Source organism: Streptomyces cupreus (assembly GCF_014257025.1).
GTDB classification, from domain to species: Bacteria; Actinomycetota; Actinomycetes; order Streptomycetales; family Streptomycetaceae; genus Streptomyces; species Streptomyces cupreus.
In genome coordinates, this window is the sequence record NZ_JACMSF010000021.1 from 71,653 (window position 1) to 85,735 (window position 14,083).

The 14,083-nt window shown below is 72.9% G+C and carries 14 protein-coding genes and 1 tRNA gene; 5 read left to right on the forward strand and 10 right to left on the reverse strand.

Translation table 11 applies throughout. The features are described 5' to 3' along the window. Window positions 1-131: 131 nt before the first annotated feature. The 4 genes from rpsR to rpmG are packed head-to-tail and all read right to left on the reverse strand — an operon-like array spanning window position 132 to window position 1,912. Window positions 132-365: a 30S ribosomal protein S18 gene (gene rpsR / locus H4N64_RS20500; RefSeq protein ID WP_186283839.1), complete on the reverse strand. Its 234-nt coding sequence runs from the start codon at window positions 363-365 to the stop codon at window positions 132-134. Between the two features lie 6 nt (window positions 366-371). Continuing rightward, on the reverse strand, window positions 372-1,496 hold the full coding sequence (locus tag H4N64_RS20505) for a CobW family GTP-binding protein (protein WP_186283840.1): 1,125 nt from the start codon (window positions 1,494-1,496) through the stop codon (window positions 372-374). After that, a complete protein-coding gene (locus H4N64_RS20510; protein ID WP_186283841.1) occupies window positions 1,496-1,744 on the reverse strand; it encodes a type B 50S ribosomal protein L31 in 249 nt (82 codons plus the stop codon). The genes H4N64_RS20505 and H4N64_RS20510 overlap by 1 nt, the downstream gene beginning before the upstream one ends. 3 nt (window positions 1,745-1,747) lie before the next feature. Next, window positions 1,748-1,912 carry a 50S ribosomal protein L33 gene (gene rpmG, locus H4N64_RS20515; RefSeq protein ID WP_186283842.1) on the reverse strand — a complete coding sequence of 55 codons (165 nt, stop codon included), beginning with the start codon at window positions 1,910-1,912 and terminating at the stop codon, window positions 1,748-1,750. Window positions 1,913-1,974: 62 nt separating this feature from the next. Here rpmG and rpmB point away from each other — a divergent pair, with 62 nt between their 5' ends. From rpmB to H4N64_RS20530, 3 genes are all read left to right on the forward strand, one after another. Beyond that, on the forward strand, window positions 1,975-2,211 hold the full coding sequence (gene rpmB / locus H4N64_RS20520; RefSeq protein WP_186283843.1) for a 50S ribosomal protein L28: 237 nt from the start codon (window positions 1,975-1,977) through the stop codon (window positions 2,209-2,211). Next, window positions 2,211-2,516: a 30S ribosomal protein S14 gene (gene rpsN / locus H4N64_RS20525; RefSeq protein WP_186283844.1), complete on the forward strand. Its 306-nt coding sequence runs from the start codon at window positions 2,211-2,213 to the stop codon at window positions 2,514-2,516. The genes rpmB and rpsN overlap by 1 nt, the downstream gene beginning before the upstream one ends. A 132-nt stretch (window positions 2,517-2,648) precedes the next feature. Continuing rightward, a complete protein-coding gene (locus H4N64_RS20530) occupies window positions 2,649-3,113 on the forward strand; it encodes a hypothetical protein (protein WP_186283899.1) in 465 nt (154 codons plus the stop codon). A 73-nt stretch (window positions 3,114-3,186) separates the two neighbouring features. On the opposite strand, the gene H4N64_RS20535 is transcribed toward H4N64_RS20530, so the two are convergent. Beyond that, window positions 3,187-4,290 carry a DUF2786 domain-containing protein gene (locus tag H4N64_RS20535; protein ID WP_186283845.1) on the reverse strand — a complete coding sequence of 368 codons (1,104 nt, stop codon included), beginning with the start codon at window positions 4,288-4,290 and terminating at the stop codon, window positions 3,187-3,189. A 159-nt stretch (window positions 4,291-4,449) separates the two neighbouring features. On the opposite strand from H4N64_RS20535, the gene H4N64_RS20540 reads away from it, so the two are divergent. Both H4N64_RS20540 and H4N64_RS20545 read left to right on the forward strand, forming a co-directional pair. Next, the gene (locus tag H4N64_RS20540) at window positions 4,450-5,082 is read left to right on the forward strand and encodes a LysE family translocator (RefSeq protein WP_186283846.1); all 633 of its coding nucleotides are present in this window, start codon (window positions 4,450-4,452) and stop codon (window positions 5,080-5,082) included. A 40-nt stretch (window positions 5,083-5,122) separates the two neighbouring features. Next, window positions 5,123-6,817 (forward strand): bifunctional 3'-5' exonuclease/DNA polymerase, encoded by a 1,695-nt coding sequence (locus H4N64_RS20545; protein ID WP_186283847.1) that lies wholly within the window; start codon window positions 5,123-5,125, stop codon window positions 6,815-6,817. Here H4N64_RS20545 and H4N64_RS20550 read toward each other — a convergent pair whose 3' ends face one another. From H4N64_RS20550 to H4N64_RS20565, 5 genes are all read right to left on the reverse strand, one after another. Next, window positions 6,818-9,787 carry a BTAD domain-containing putative transcriptional regulator gene (locus H4N64_RS20550; protein WP_186283848.1) on the reverse strand — a complete coding sequence of 990 codons (2,970 nt, stop codon included), beginning with the start codon at window positions 9,785-9,787 and terminating at the stop codon, window positions 6,818-6,820. Window positions 9,788-10,384: 597 nt separating this feature from the next. After that, window positions 10,385-10,519, reverse strand: a complete 135-nt coding sequence (locus tag H4N64_RS45185) for a hypothetical protein (protein WP_260859835.1) — start codon at window positions 10,517-10,519, stop codon at window positions 10,385-10,387. Window positions 10,520-10,937: 418 nt separating this feature from the next. Further along, window positions 10,938-11,014: transfer RNA gene (locus H4N64_RS20555), tRNA-Thr, on the reverse strand. Window positions 11,015-11,122: 108 nt separating this feature from the next. After that, entirely contained in the window at window positions 11,123-12,736 is a 1,614-nt protein-coding gene (locus H4N64_RS20560) for an alpha/beta hydrolase (protein WP_186283849.1), read from the reverse strand. 112 nt (window positions 12,737-12,848) lie between these two features. Then, on the reverse strand, window positions 12,849-14,054 hold the full coding sequence (locus H4N64_RS20565; protein WP_186283850.1) for a DNA polymerase III subunit delta': 1,206 nt from the start codon (window positions 14,052-14,054) through the stop codon (window positions 12,849-12,851). Window positions 14,055-14,083 lie beyond the last annotated feature (29 nt).

Consider the following 14,083-nt stretch of genomic DNA (forward strand, 5'->3'; position numbering starts at 1 on the left):
TGTCGGGCATACGGCCGCACAGTTCGCCGAGCCCCTTGGGACGCCCGCGCCGGAACCGCTCGTACGGATGGGGGCGGTCCTGTACGTCGGTGAGCGGAGCCGGCGGCGGGCGGTGGGTGCGGTGTCGGCCGTCAGCGGCTCGCGTACGGCAGCAGGGCCATCTCGCGGGCGTTCTTGATCGCCCTGGCCAACTGGCGCTGCTGCTGCGCCGAGACCCGGGTCACCCGGCGGCTGCGGATCTTGCCGCGGTCGGAGATGAACCTGCGCAGCAGGTCGGTGTCCTTGTAGTCGATGTACTCGATCCCGGCCTGGTCGAGCGGGTTGGGGCGGTTCTTGGCGGGCTTGCGGTCGGTCTTGCGGGGCATGGCGGGTCAGACCTCCAGGAGGGTGTCGAAGGCGGGCGGGAGCCGCTTCCAGGCGTCGCGCCCGGCGGCGTACTCGGCGTCGGTCAGCAGGCAGGACTCCAGGAGCTGTTCGAGGCCGTCCCGGTCGAGGCCGGGCGAGGTGAAGACGAGGTGCTGGCAGCAGTCGCCGTGCTCGGGGTGCCAGTCGAGCGCGGCGGCGGCCCGGCGCACCGGCGGGACCATCTCCCAGGCCGCGTCGGGCAGGGAGGCGAGCCAGGGCCCGGCGCTCTCCACGCACAGGGCTCCCCCGGCCGCGTCCCAGTGCAGGAGCGTGTCGGGCTTGTCGGCGAGCCAGAACCGGCCCCGGCTGCGGGCGGCGGCGCAAGTGAGGTCCTCGAGCGCCTCGTACAGCCGCTCCGGGTGGAAGGGGCGGCGCCGGTGCCAGACCAGCGTGGAGACACCATGCGCGTCGGCCTCGGCGGGCAGCAGCGCGCACGCGGGATGCTGGGCGGCCGCGGCGGCCTCCACGTCGAATCCGGCGAGTACGGCGCCCGCCAGGTCAGCGTGGCCGATCAGGACCTGGCGGGCCGTCGGATGCAACTGCGCCAGCAGCTCACGGTCCTCGTCGTCGGCGTCCTCGGACTCGACGAGGGCGAGGACCGGGGCGTACTCCAGCTGGCGCGCGAAGGTGTCGGCGACGGTGCGCTGGTCGGTGGCGGCGGCCGCCAGGCCCCGCTCGGCCAGGTCGTCGCCGTTGCCGAGATACGGCAGCAGCAGTGCCGGGTCAACGGCGGTGACGACGCCGGTGACGGTGAGGCCGCCGGAAGTGACGACCTCCGCCATCGCCTTGGGCTCGACGGAGTCCCACAGCTCGACGACCGCGAGCCGGGCCTCCCCGGCGTCCGCGAGCCGCCGCAGCTCCGGGACGAGGTCCTCGCGCAGGGCGCAGCAGGCGCAGTCGTTGACGAGGGGGGCTTCTCCGGCGTCGAGGATGCCGGTGGCGTCGCGGATCGTCCGTACGACCGTGCCCGCCGTGGCCGTGGCCAGGTCGTGGTGGAGCACGACACTGCCGGGCACCTCGGCGAGCAGCCGGTCCACGGCGGCCCTGCGGGCGTCGGCGTGCAGTCCGCCGACGATCACGACGGGGAGCATCAGCCCTGCTTTCCGTACCGGCGCTCGAAGCGCTCCACGCGTCCGGCGGTGTCCAGCACGCGCGCGGTGCCCGTGTAGAAGGGGTGGCTGACGTTCGAGATCTCGACGTCCACGACCGGGTAGGTGTTGCCGTCCTCCCACTCGATCGTCTTCTCGCTCGTCATCGTCGAGCGGGTCAGGAAGGCATGGTTAGCGGCCCGGTCACGGAAGACGACGGGGCCGTAGGGCGGGTGGATTCCCTCGCGCACGGGTCAGCGCTCCTCTCGGAAGTCGACATGGCGGCCGACGACCGGGTCGTACTTGCGCAGGGTCATACGGTCCGGGTTGTTACGGCGGTTCTTGCGGGTCACGTAGGTGTAGCCGGTGCCGGCGGTGGACCGGAGCCTGACCACCGGACGGAGTTCGTTGCGAGCCATGCTGCTATCTTACTGAAAATGAATTCCATTTACACACTCGGCTCAAGAGAGGTGCGTCACCTGTGTCCGCCCACTGCATGCTGACCGGCGCCCGGCCCGGCTTCGGCAACAACATCTCCCACTCCCACCGGCGGACCTCCCGCCGCTTCGACCCCAACATCCAGACCAAGCGGTACTGGCTGCCGAGCGAGGGCCGTCATGTGCGGCTGAAGCTGAGTGCGAAGGGGATCAAGACCGTCGACTCGATCGGGGTCGAGGCGGCCGTGGCACGCATCCGCGCGCGGGGGGTGCGTGTCTGATGGCGAAGAAGAGCAAGATCGCGAAGAACGAGAAGCGCCAGGAGATCGTCGCGCGGTACGCCCAGCGACGGGCCGAGCTGAAGGAGATCATCCGGCGGCCCTCCTCGACGGAGGCCGAACGGCTGGCGGCCCAGCGGGAGTTGCGCCGCCAGCCGCGCGACGCGAGCCACACGCGCGTGCGCAACCGGGACCAGGTGGACGGACGTCCGCGCGGGTACTTCCGGACGTTCGGGCTGTCCCGGGTGTCGCTGCGGCAGCAGGCCCACGCGGGATATCTGCCCGGGGTTCGCAAGTCGTCCTGGTAGCCGCCTTTGTGACGGTCGTCGTTCTCGTCGTGGTTACGTCCTGGTAGCTTGCTGCGATCTGGCGTCCTGACCGGCTCACCCTGGGGGCATGCAGTGACTTCGGCGACGTACGCGCGCGTGGCGCGCAAGCGGATGCGGACCGTGGCCGCGGCCGCGGGGCTGGCCGGCGTGCTCGTGCTGAGCGGGTGCCGTGACGACGACTCCTCCGACGACGGCTCGCCCAGCGGGAGCGCCACGCCGTCCGCCACCCAGACCGCCGACACCGGCGGCGGTGGCGGTACGGCCTCCTCCCCCGCCGCTCCTGCGGGGGACCTGGAGGGCAGTTGGCTCGCCACGACCGACGGCAAGGCCGTGGCGCTGGTCGTCACCGGCAGCCAGGCGGGGCTGTTCGCGACCGGCGGGACCGTGTGCAGCGGCAGCGCGGGCGAGACGATCGAGCTCAAATGCACCGACGGCAGCATGGACCGGTCGAGCGGCACGGTCGACTCCGTCGACAAGAACACGCTCAAGGTGACCTGGGACAGCGACCTGGGCACCGAGACGTACCGCAAGGCCGACGGCGCCACGCTGCCCACGGGGCTGCCGACGGCGGGCTAGACCCATAGGGTTCGTGCGGGTCGGTCCGTCCAACGCCGCCCCGGCCGCCGGGGACACCGGCAATGTGCCGGGCTCACTCCAGCCGGCGCCTGGCCTTCACCTGGGCCTGGTCGGCGGCGTCAGCGCCCTGGGTCCAGCCCGCCGCGTCCGTCACGCCACGCAGCCGGGACGTGGTCGTCTCCGGGAACATACGGTCGAGCCGGGCGGTGACCGCGACTTCCCGGGAGGCCAGCACCGGCAGCAGGTCGTCGCTGACCTGGGTCTCGGCGGCCCGCGCGAGGCGGGTGCCGATGCGGTGGGCGTAGGCGGCGAGGAAGGACTGCCGGAAGGTCTTGGTCCGCCTGCGTCCGCCGGCGCGCTGGGCCTCCTCCGCCTTCGTCATCGCGGTCTGCGCCTGGACGAGCAGCGAGGTGTAGAGCAGCTCGACCACCTCCAGATCGGCCTCGAACCCGACGACGGTGGAGAAACCGACGGCTTCGTTCCACACGGCACGGCAGTGGTTCGCGGCGGCCACCGCGTCCAGCAGCACCGCCTTGGCCTGCTCGTACGGCGGCTCGACGCCGATCCGGCAGACGCCGGGGGCGTCGGGCGCGGGCGCCTGTGCCGCCAGCAGGGCCTCGTCCACGCTGTGCCGGGCCATCAGCTCCTGTGCCTTGGCGGTCAGCGCCTCCGCCTCCTCGGGGAACCCCGTCGCCTCCGCCTTGGCGAGCAGCGCTCGGATCCGGGTCAGCATGCGGGACTCGGGCCCGCGGGACTGCTGCGGTTCGTCGAGGGGTTCGAGGGGCGGCAGACGCAGGAGGAGGCGGTACAGCTCCAGGACCGCGGTCGCGTGCGAGAAACGGTCGCCCGCGCGCGTGGGCGTCACGTCGAGCTCGTCGAGCTGCGCGCGCCAACGGGGGCCGCGCGGCACGTCGTCCGGCGCCTGCGCGTGGATGAGGGCCGCGAGCAGGCGCAGATGTACGTCGTCCAGGTCCCGGCGGACGATCCGTACGACGTCGGCGGGCTGCCATCCGCGCCGCCAGGCCGCCGCGACGAACTCCCGGCCCCGGCGCTCCAGTTCCGCGTCCGCGCCGGCGTCGGCGGCGAGGAGGGAGGCGCCGGTGTCCAGGGCGGTGTCGGAGTCGGTGTGGAGGGCGGCCTGGAAGGCGAGGTCGACGGTGCGGGGCGTGCTGGTCACATAGGGATCGTGCCATGGGATCCGGGCGGGGCGCGGCGCCTGGGGCGGCCCGGGGGTGCTCGGTGCTCAGGGGGCGCCTCAGGGCGGCCGTCTCAAGGAGGCGTCTCACTCCCTGAAATTCGGTCGCCCGCGCGCGTGGGCGCTTCGAGCATGGCGCGCATGGTGGACATGTCTCTGTACGCGGCGTTTCTCGTCGCCGCCTTCGCGCTCTGCATCACTCCCGGCCCCGACATGATGTTCATCGTGGCGATGGGCGGGAGGGGCGGGCCCACGGCCGGAGTGATGGCGGCGTTCGGCGTGGCCTGCGCGATGCTCGTGCACACGGTCGCCGCGGCGCTCGGTCTCTCAGCGCTGTTCACGACCCTGCCGACGCTGTACCACGTGCTGCGCTGGGTGGGCGCGGCCTATCTGCTCTACCTCGCGGTGAAGGCGTTCCGGGACCGCTCGGTGCCGGGCGAGGACGGATCCGCCGGCACCGGCTCGGGCATGCGGCGGGCCTTCTGGCAGGGCGCCGTCACCAACCTGCTGAACCCCAAGGTGATCCTCTTCAACGTCGCCTTCCTGCCGCAGTTCGTGGACCCGTCCCTCGGCCATGTCCCCGGCCAGCTGCTGCTGCTCGGCGGCACGCTCGTGCTGATGGGCTTCCTCTGGGACGGCTTCGTGGGCCTGCTCGCCGGCCGGCTCGCGGACCTGCTGCGCCGTAGCAAGCGAGTGAACCGCTGGCTGAACATCGTCTCCGGGACGGTGTTCACGGGCCTGGCGGTGCGGCTGGCGGTGACCTCGCCGAAGTAGCCGAGGGCCGTTGTCAGACCCTCCTGCCACACTCCAGAGCATGACCGACCGGTGGGCTCTGGCACCGGCCGAGGACGGTGGCGCGGAGCTCGCCCCCCTCGGCCCGGACGGGCTGCCCGCCGGGCCGGTCGTGCGGGAACCGGACCTCGCCGCCGCGGTGCGCGGCAGGCCGGAGGTCGCGCGCTGGGTCTGGCGTTCCACCGCCGAGGTCTACCCGCGTCTGCTCGCCACGGGGGTGCGAGTGGAGCGGTGCTACGACATCGAGGACGCCGAGACCCTCCTGCTCGGCCATGAGGGGCGGTACGGCGAACCCCGTTCCGCGGCCGCGGCCCTGGCCCGGCTGCGCGGCGGGCCCGTACCGCCCGACCCGCCCCAGCGGTCCGCCGAACCGGGCGCGCAGTCCTCGCTGTTCGAGCCACAGGCCGTCCATGTGCCGCTCACCGACCTGCTGGCTGTCTACGCCGAGCAGCAGCGGCGGCACGACAAGGCGGCGCACCCGGAGCGGATGCGGCTGCTGACGGCCGCCGAGTCGGCGGGAATGCTGGTCGCCGCCGAGATGAACCGCGCCGGGCTGCCGTGGAGCGCGGATGTCCACCGCAGCGTGCTGCACGAACTGCTCGGCGAGCGGTACTCGGGCGGTGGCGAGCCCCGTCGCCTCGCCGAGCTGGCCGACGAGGTTTCCGCCGCCTTCGGGCGCCGGGTCCGGCCCGATCTGCCCGCCGATGTCGTCAAGGCCTTCGCGCAGGCCGGCATCAAGGTGCGGTCGACCCGGCGCTGGGAGATCGAGTCCGTCGACCATCCGGCCGTGGCGCCGCTGATCGAGTACAAGAAGCTGTACCGGATCTGGGTGGCCCACGGCTGGTCCTGGCTCCAGGACTGGGTGCGCGAGGGGCGGTTCCGGCCCGAGTTCCTCGCGGGCGGCACGGTCACCGGACGGTGGGTGACCAACGGCGGGGGCGGGCTGCAGATCCCCAAGGTGATCCGGCGGGCGGTCGTCGCCGACCCCGGCTGGCGGCTCGTCGTCGCCGACGCCGACCAGATGGAGCCGCGCGTGCTGGCCGCCATCTCGCGCGACCCGGGGCTGATGGAGGTGGCGGGCCGGGAGAGCGACCTGTACCAGTCGGTCTCCGACCGGGCCTTCTCCGGCGACCGCGCCCAGGCCAAGCTCGCGGTGCTCGGCGCGGTCTACGGCCAGACCTCCGGCGACGGCCTGAAGAACCTCGCCGCGCTCAGGCGCCGCTTCCCGCGCGCGGTGGCCTACGTCGACGACGCGGCGCGGGCCGGTGAGGAGGGACGGCTGGTGCGCACCTGGTTGGGCCGCACCTGCCCGCCCGCGGCCGGAGGGGGCGAGGACTCGGCGGAGGAGGCGGGAATCCCGGTCGCCTCCTCCGACGGCGACTCCGACGAGGGTCAGCAGTGGGTGCCGGGGTACGCCTCCACCGACGCACGCGCGCGGGGCCGCTTCGCCCGTAACTTCGTCGTCCAAGGCAGCGCCGCCGACTGGGCGTTGCTGCTGCTCGCCGCGTTGCGGCAGGCCTGTGCGGACATGGCGGCCGAGCTGGTCTTCTTCCAGCACGACGAAGTCATCGTGCACTGTCCCGAGGAGGAGGCGGAGGCGGTCGTGGCGGCGATCCGGGAGGCGGCGGAGCTGGCGGGGCGGCTGACGTTCGGGGAGACGCCGGTGCGGTTTCCGTTCACCACCGCGGTGGTGGAGTGTTATGCGGACGCGAAGTGATCAGGCGTGGGCGGCGAGCAGCGAGGTGAGTTCGGCGAGCACCGTCTTGTCGTCGGTGCCGTCGAGAGCGTCCAGCGCCGCCCTCCACTCCGAGCGCGCCTCCTCGTTCCGCCCCGACTCGCGCAGCAGGAGTCCGTGCTGGTGGCGGGCGAGGCCGCCCATGTAGCGGTCGGCGCGGGCGTCGGCGCGGCGCAGCAGCTCGGCGCACTCCCGGTCGGCCCGCTCGGTACGGCCCAGCAGTCGCAGGGAGCGGACCAGGCCGAGCCGGGCCTGCGACTCTCCGTGCCAGTCGCCCTTGTCGGCGAGGACCCGCAGGCTCTCCTCGAAGTGCCGGGCGGCCGCGGCCGGTTCGCCCAGGGTGAGATGGGCGTAGCCGATGTTGCACCGCGCGTAGAGCTGCACCAGGACATTGCCGATCATCTCGCCGATCGCCAGCGAGAGCCGGTGCTGCTCGATGGCGGCGCGGGGGTCGGTGTGCTCGTACAGGTTGCCGAGGTGGCTGTGGGTGACGGCCTCGCCGTACGGGTCGTTCAGCCGCCGCGAATAGGCGAGGCTCTGGCGCAGCGCCCTCCCCGACTCCTCGTAGCGGCCGAGTCCTTCGAGCAGCAGGCCCCGGTTGTTGAGGGAGCGGCGGATCCAGGACAGCACGCCGAGCCGCCGCCAGATGGCCAGGGCCTGGTCGTTGAGGGCGAGGGCGTCGCTGTGCCGGCCGGTGAGGAAGTGCAGTCCGGCCAGGTCTCCGAGCGCGTACGCCTCGGCGGCCTCGTCCCCGAGCCGTCGCGCCGCCCGCAGCGCGGCCCGGCCGAGGGTCTCCATCTCGGCGACCCGGCCGCCGCGTTGGGCGTACGGGAAGATCAGCCGCAGCAGTGTGCAGACGCGGGAGGCGATCCGGGCGTCGGGCGCGTCGGCGTGCCGCTCGGCCAGCGCGACGATGTTCGCCAGCTCCGTGTCGCCCCAGGCGAAGGCGGCCTCGGGGCTGTCGAAGGGGTGCGTGCGGGTGACGTGGGCCGCGTGCTCGGACGGCTGGCAGGAGGTGGGGCGGCGGCGGTCGTCCTGGTCGAGGCCGGGTTCGACGATCGCGGTGAGGGTGCGTTCGGCGAGGGCGGCATACCAGTTGAGGGCGGTTTCGGCGACGGCGGTGCCGCCTTCGGTTCCGGCCAGTTCGCGGGCGAAGTCGCGGACCATGTCGTGGGGGACGTAGCGGCCGAGCGCCGTCTCCTCCAGGAGGGCCACGTCGACGAGCCGGTCGAGGGCGTCCTCGGCGCGGCGGGTGCCGATGCCGCCGAGGCGGGCCAGCAGGGGGGCGCCGTACTCGGGCAGGTCGAGGGCGCCGATACGGCGCAGTACGAGGGCGGCGTCCCGGTCGGCCTCGCGGTCGGAGGCGGCGAGCGCGTCGTGCGCGACGGCCAGGGAGCGGCGGACGCTGAGGTCGTCGTACTCCAGGTGGTGCAACCGCCCTTCGGTGGCGGTCAGTTGGCGGGCCAGCAGCTCCGGGGTGAGGGCGCGGCGGGCGGCGAGCCGGGCGGCGACCACGCGCAGGGCCAGCGGGAGGCGGTCGGTGAGTTCCACGAGGGGGTGGCCGGCGTCGATCCCGTCGTCCCGTCCGGACACCGCCCGCAGCAGAGCGGCGCTGTCCTCGTCGGACAGGGGCGTGAGCGGGAAGCGCCGGGCGCCGTCGAGGGCGGCGAGGGAGGAGCGGCTGGTGATGATGACGGCGCAGCCGGGGCCCGCGGGCAGCAAGGGCCGTACCTGCGCGGCGTTCTTGGCGTCGTCCAGGACCAGGAGGGTGCGGGTCGGCGCGAGCATCGAGCGCAGCAACGCGGCGGCCGCGTCCGGGTGTTCGGGGATGGAGCGGGGGTCGGCGCCGATGTCCCGCAGGAGGGCGGCGAGGGCCTGGGCGGAGGTGAGGGGGAGCATGCCCGGGGTGGCGCCGTGGAGGTTGACGTAGAGCTGGCCGTCGGGGAAGCGGCCGGTCAGGGCGTGGGCGGCATGGAGCGCGAGGGCGCTCTTGCCGATGCCGGCCATGCCGGTGAGGACGGTGATGGTGGGGCCGGGGTCGGTGAGGGTGCGGCGAAGGTCGTCGGCGAGGGCGGTGCGGCCGGTGAAGTGGGCCGGGGGTGGGGGAAGCTGGGCCGGGCGGACGCTGGGCACGGGGGCCTTGGCACCGGCACCGGCGCCCTGGCGCTCACCGTCGCCTTCCTCCTCCGCGGCCCCCCGCAGCACCTCCATGTGTGCCCCGCGCACGGCGAGCCCCGGCTCCACGCCGAGCTCCTCCACTAGCCGGTGCCGCAGGTCACGGTGGACGGCGAGGGCCTCCGCCTGGCGCCCGCTGCGGTGCAGGGCGAGCATCAGCTGGCGGTGGTAGGCCTCGCGCAGCGGGTGTTCGGCGGCGAGGGCGGCCAACTCCGGGAGCAGGGCGTCCAGTCGGCCCTCGGCAAGCGCCAACTCGGCGTCGTAGCGCCACTCCAGGAGGAGCAGCCGTGCCTCCCTGAGGCGCTCCACGAACGCGTAGCCGCCCAGGTCGGACGGGAGTCCGCTCAGTGGCGTGCCGCGCCACAGGGCGAGCGCGGAGGTGCACTCGCACAGGGTGCGGCGCCAGTCCCGGGAGGCGTGGGCGGCGCGCGCGGCGGTGAGGTGCGCCTCGAAGACATGGACGTCCAGTTCGCCCTCGTCGACGCGCAGCAGATACCCGGGGGACACGGCGCGCAGTCGCGAGGGGTCGTCGAGGAGCCTGCGCAGCCGGGTGACGTGGTTGTGCAGGGAGGCGTGCGCGGAGGCGGGCGGCGAGCCGCCCCACAGCGCGCCCTTGAGCGCCTCGACGGAGACGGTACGGCCCGCTTCGAGCAGCAGGGCGGCCAGCAGGGCCCGCACCTTCGGGCTGCCGACGGGCCGGACCACGGCGCCGTCGCCGCCGTAGCCGTAGAAAATCGGCGGCCCCAGCAGTCCGAACCGCAGCTCGCACCGCTTCACGCCGCCCACTGCCCTTCCGCGCGCCCGTGCGGGTGCGCACCACGGCGTAGCCCGGCCGCCGTGGCGGATTTCCGCCGGTCGACGGCGGCATTCCGCCACCTGTCCCCGACGGGCCGCCCGCCGGGATCCGCTACCGTTCCGGCCGTCCGGCGAGATCGCCCCGACGTCTTCACGCCAGTCGGCCGACGGCAGCACGGAGAACCGTTGGCCACATGTTAGCGATCCGTTGGCGGGACCTGATGTGATCACAACATCGGATCTGGCCCGACGGTGCGCGCGTAACACGCGTTGCTCGGGGGAGTGTTACCGCCGCGGCCGGTCCGGGGACGCACACGGGTCCCGGTCGGCGGAGGTGAACGACCGGGACCCGCGTCCACCTCCCTCTACCGCGCCATCGGCCGTCGTCGAGAAGTCGCGCTCGATGCCTCATGCATCCCTCGCGCGACCGTCCGGCCTCATGGAATACGCGATAGCGTTGACCCGAGAACACCCCAGAGCCCCGTCCTCCCGTCGGTTGCCGCCGACGGACCGCGAGAACGAGGCCCTGGCTTCGGTGGTGTGCGCCCTGGCTGACCGCTCAGCCGGGGCTCACGCGTTTCAGGACCACGGCAGCCACTGGCGGATCAACGCGATCGTGACGATCACGTCACAGGTCGCGGAGACCCGCGCCGAGGAAACATGCGGCCGCACGTGCTCCTGCCACCGGTCCGTCAGCCACCTGACCAGCGCCAAGACCGGCTCCCTTCCGGCCCGGGGGCCATGAGTGCGGGGTCGCGCCCCACGCGCAGAGGCAACGTCATCGCGCCTCCAGCTGGAAGACGCGATACCTGTCCCTCGAAGGGTGTTCCGTGCCCTTACGGTACAACTCCCCGCCATGCACGAGGAGTTGTTTGGAAGGTGGTTATGGCACGCTTCCAAACGGACATAATTGCGGTGGAGTTGGTTACCAACTCAGGCGGACATGGCGATGAGTTCCCGCAGGTCAGAGCGCCCCTGCCTACTACCGGCAATCCTCGTGCACAATTGCCCGCGCCGCCTTTAGGAAGTTACTCGGAATTGCTTACCAGGGACTGGCGGCACTTTCTTGATCACGGCGCCGCAGTCACACAGCAGAAGACCCCGGGCCGAAAGATCCGACCCGGGGTTCCAGTGGAGCCGCCTTCGGGATTCGAACCCGAGACCTACGCATTACGAGTGCGTTGCTCTGGCCATCTGAGCTAAGGCGGCGCGCTGTCCGCACTATGGTGCGATCAGCAACGTCGGTAAGTCTACACAGTTTCCGGGGGTGCTCCGTACCGGCCCCGGAGGGGGTGCCTCCGGGGCCTGTCGGGGGTGCTATGAGCAGCGCTTCCTGTCCGTCGGCGGGGTCCCTCGCAAGAGGTATGCGTTGATCGTGCGGTCGATGCAGTCGCTGCCCCGGCCGTACGCGGTGTGGCCGTCGCCCTCGTAGGTCAGCAGGCGGCCCGGGGAGAGCTGGGCGGCCAGGGAGCGGGCCCAGGGGTAGGGCGTCGCCGGGTCGCGGGTGGTACCGACCACGACGATCGGGGCCGCGCCCTTCGCCTCGATGCGATGCGGCTCGCCCGTGGCGGCCACCGGCCAGTACGCGCAGTTCAGCGAGGCCCAGGCGAGGCCCTCGCCGAAGACGGGGGACGCCTTCTCGAAGGCCGGCAGGGCCTCCCGCACCTGCTCGGGGGTGTCGAAGGCGGCCGGGAGGTCCAGGCAGTTCACGGCGGCGTTGGCGAACATCAGGTTCGAGTAGCGGCCGTCCGCGTCCCGCTCGTAGTAGCTGTCCGCGAGGACCAGCAGGCCCGCGCCGTCGTTTTCCTTGATCGCCGAGGTCAGCGCCTCGCGCAGCTGCGTCCAGGCCGCCTCGTCGTACATCGCCGCGATCACGCCGATGGCGGCCAGGGACTCGCCGAGCTTGCGGCCGTCCACATCGCCCGTGGGAATCGGCTGGGCATCGAGCTTGTCGAAGAAGGCCTTGAGGTTCTCGCCGACCTCGCCGGCCTTGGTGCCCAGCGGGCAGTCCGGCTGCTGGACGCAGTCCCGCGCGAACGCCTTGAACGCCGTCTCGAAGCCCGCGGTCTGGTCGAGGTTCATCCGGCGGGCGGGCAGCGACGGGTCCATCGCGCCGTCCAGGACCAGGCGGCCGACCCGCTTGGGGAAGAGTCCCGCGTACGTCGCCCCGAGGAAGGTGCCGTACGACGCCCCCACAAAGTTCAGCCGTTCGTCCCCCAGCACCGCGCGCAGGACGTCCATGTCCCGGGCCGCCTCGACGGTGGACACATGGCGCAGCAGCTCCGGCGAGTCCTTCCCGCAGCCCTCGGCGAACTTCTTGTACGCGTCGACCAGCGCCGTCTGCTCCGTACCGTCGTCGGGCGTCAGGTCGGTCTGGGTGTATGTGTCCATGTCCGGCCCGTCGAGGCATTCGACGGGTTCGCTGCGGGCGACGCCGCGCGGGTCGAGCGCGACCATGTCGTAACGGGCGCGGACCTCGGCCGGGTAGCCGATCCCGGCGTACGCCTGGAGGTAACCGATCGCCGAACCTCCCGGCCCACCCGGGTTGACCAGCAGCGATCCGATCCGCTTGCCCGGCCCTGTGGCCTTCCTGCGGGCGACGGCCAGCCGGACGTCACCCTCCTCCGGCTTCGCGTAGTCGAGCGGCGCCTTCAGCGTGGCGCACTGGAAGCCGGGGACCCCGCAGCGGCGCCAGTTCAGCTTCTGGCCGTAGTACGGCGACAGCGCGTCCGGTGTCGCCTGCGGCAGCGCGGCCAGCGCGGCCTCGGCCGCGGGGCTCGCGGAACTCGTCGACCCGCCCGTGGAGCACGCGGAGACCACCAGGGCGGCGACGGCGAGGAGGGCTCCCGCCGCGCGGGTTCCATGGGGGCGGGCGTGCCGGTGGGACGGGGTGCCGGGGGTGGGGGTCGGGTGGGGGCGCCTGAGGTACATCAGGCGAGCGTAACTCTGCGCAGCCATTCGGACGCCCTCCGTACAGAACACGGCTCGTACGGGTTACATGGTCAACCTTCCGTTGATCGTGGACGGGGGGCGCTCTGCGCGCTCAGCCCGCTCTCAGCGCCATCGTCATCGCCTCCACCGCCAGCAGCGGGGCCACATTGCGGTCCAGCGCGTCCCGGCAGGCGGCGATGGCCTCGATACGGCGCAGCGTGGACTCCGGGGAGCTGCCCCGGGCCAGGCGGTCCAGGGTGTCCTCGGCGTCGGCGTTGGCGATGGCCACGCGGGAGCCGAGCTGGAGGGCGAGGACGTCGCGGTAGAAGGCGGTGAGGTCGGTCAGGGCGAGGTCGAGGCTGTCGCGCTGCGTACGGGTGCGGCGGCGCTTCTGCTTGTCCTCCAGGTCCTTCATCACGCCCGCCGTGCCGCGCGGGAGCCGGCCGCCCTGGGCGGCGCCGAGGGCTGCCTTCAGCTCCTCGGTCTCCTTGCCGTCCATCTCCTCGGCGAGCTGCTTGGCGTCCTCGGCCGCCGCGTCGACGAGTTCCTGGGCGGCCTTGAGGCAGCCGCCGATGTCCTCGATCCGCAGCGGCAGCTTCAGAACGGCGGCCCGGCGCTCACGGGCGGCCGGGTCCGTGGCCAGCCTGCGCGCCCGGTCGACGTGCCCCTGCGTGGCGCGGGCCGCGGCGGCCGCGACCGCGGGCTCGATGCCCTCGCGGCGTACAAGCATGTCGGCGACGGCGTCGACCGAGGGCGTGCGCAGGTTCAGGTGGCGGCAGCGGGAGCGGATCGTGGGCAGGACGTCCTCGATGGAGGGGGCGCACAGCAGCCAGACCGTACGGGGGGCCGGTTCCTCCACCGCCTTCAGGACGGCGTTGGCCGACTTCTCGTTCAGCCGCTCGGCGTCCTCGACGAGGATGACCTGCCAGCGGCCGTTGGCCGGTGAGGTGAACGACTTGCGGACGGTGTCCCGCATGTCGTCGGCGAGGATCTGGGTGCCCACGGCGGCGACGGTGGTGACGTCGGCGTGGGTGCCCACCAGCGCCGTATGACAGCCGTCGCAGAAGCCGCAGCCGGGGGCGCCGCCGAGGGCGCGGTCGGGGCTGACGCACTGGAGCGCGGCGGCGAAGGCCCGGGCCGTCTGGGTGCGGCCGGCGCCGGGCGGGCCCGTGAACAGCCAGGCGTGCGTCATCTTCGACGCCTCGGGGGGCGGGGCGTCGGTGGCGGCCGCGGTGACCAGGGCGTCGGCGTCCCGGGCAGCGGCGGTGAGCTGCTCGCTCACCTTCTCCTGCCCGACCAGGTCATCCCACACGGTCATGCCACACGCCGCCTTTCCATCCACATGTA

What these genes read in the sequence shown, in the direction of transcription:
- rpsR (WP_186283839.1), bottom strand. Translation starts at nt 365, where the DNA reads ATGCCCCGCAAGACCGACCGCAAGCCCGCCAAGAACCGCCCCAACCCG.
- H4N64_RS20505 (WP_186283840.1), bottom strand. Translation starts at nt 1,496, where the DNA reads ATGCTCCCCGTCGTGATCGTCGGCGGACTGCACGCCGACGCCCGCAGG.
- rpmG (WP_186283842.1), bottom strand. Translation starts at nt 1,912, where the DNA reads ATGGCTCGCAACGAACTCCGTCCGGTGGTCAGGCTCCGGTCCACCGCC.
- rpsN (WP_186283844.1), top strand. Translation starts at nt 2,211, where the DNA reads ATGGCGAAGAAGAGCAAGATCGCGAAGAACGAGAAGCGCCAGGAGATC.
- H4N64_RS20530 (WP_186283899.1), top strand. Translation starts at nt 2,649, where the DNA reads ATGCGGACCGTGGCCGCGGCCGCGGGGCTGGCCGGCGTGCTCGTGCTG.
- H4N64_RS20540 (WP_186283846.1), top strand. Translation starts at nt 4,450, where the DNA reads ATGGTGGACATGTCTCTGTACGCGGCGTTTCTCGTCGCCGCCTTCGCG.
- H4N64_RS20545 (WP_186283847.1), top strand. Translation starts at nt 5,123, where the DNA reads ATGACCGACCGGTGGGCTCTGGCACCGGCCGAGGACGGTGGCGCGGAG.
- H4N64_RS20560 (WP_186283849.1), bottom strand. Translation starts at nt 12,736, where the DNA reads ATGTACCTCAGGCGCCCCCACCCGACCCCCACCCCCGGCACCCCGTCC.
- H4N64_RS20565 (WP_186283850.1), bottom strand. Translation starts at nt 14,054, where the DNA reads ATGACCGTGTGGGATGACCTGGTCGGGCAGGAGAAGGTGAGCGAGCAG.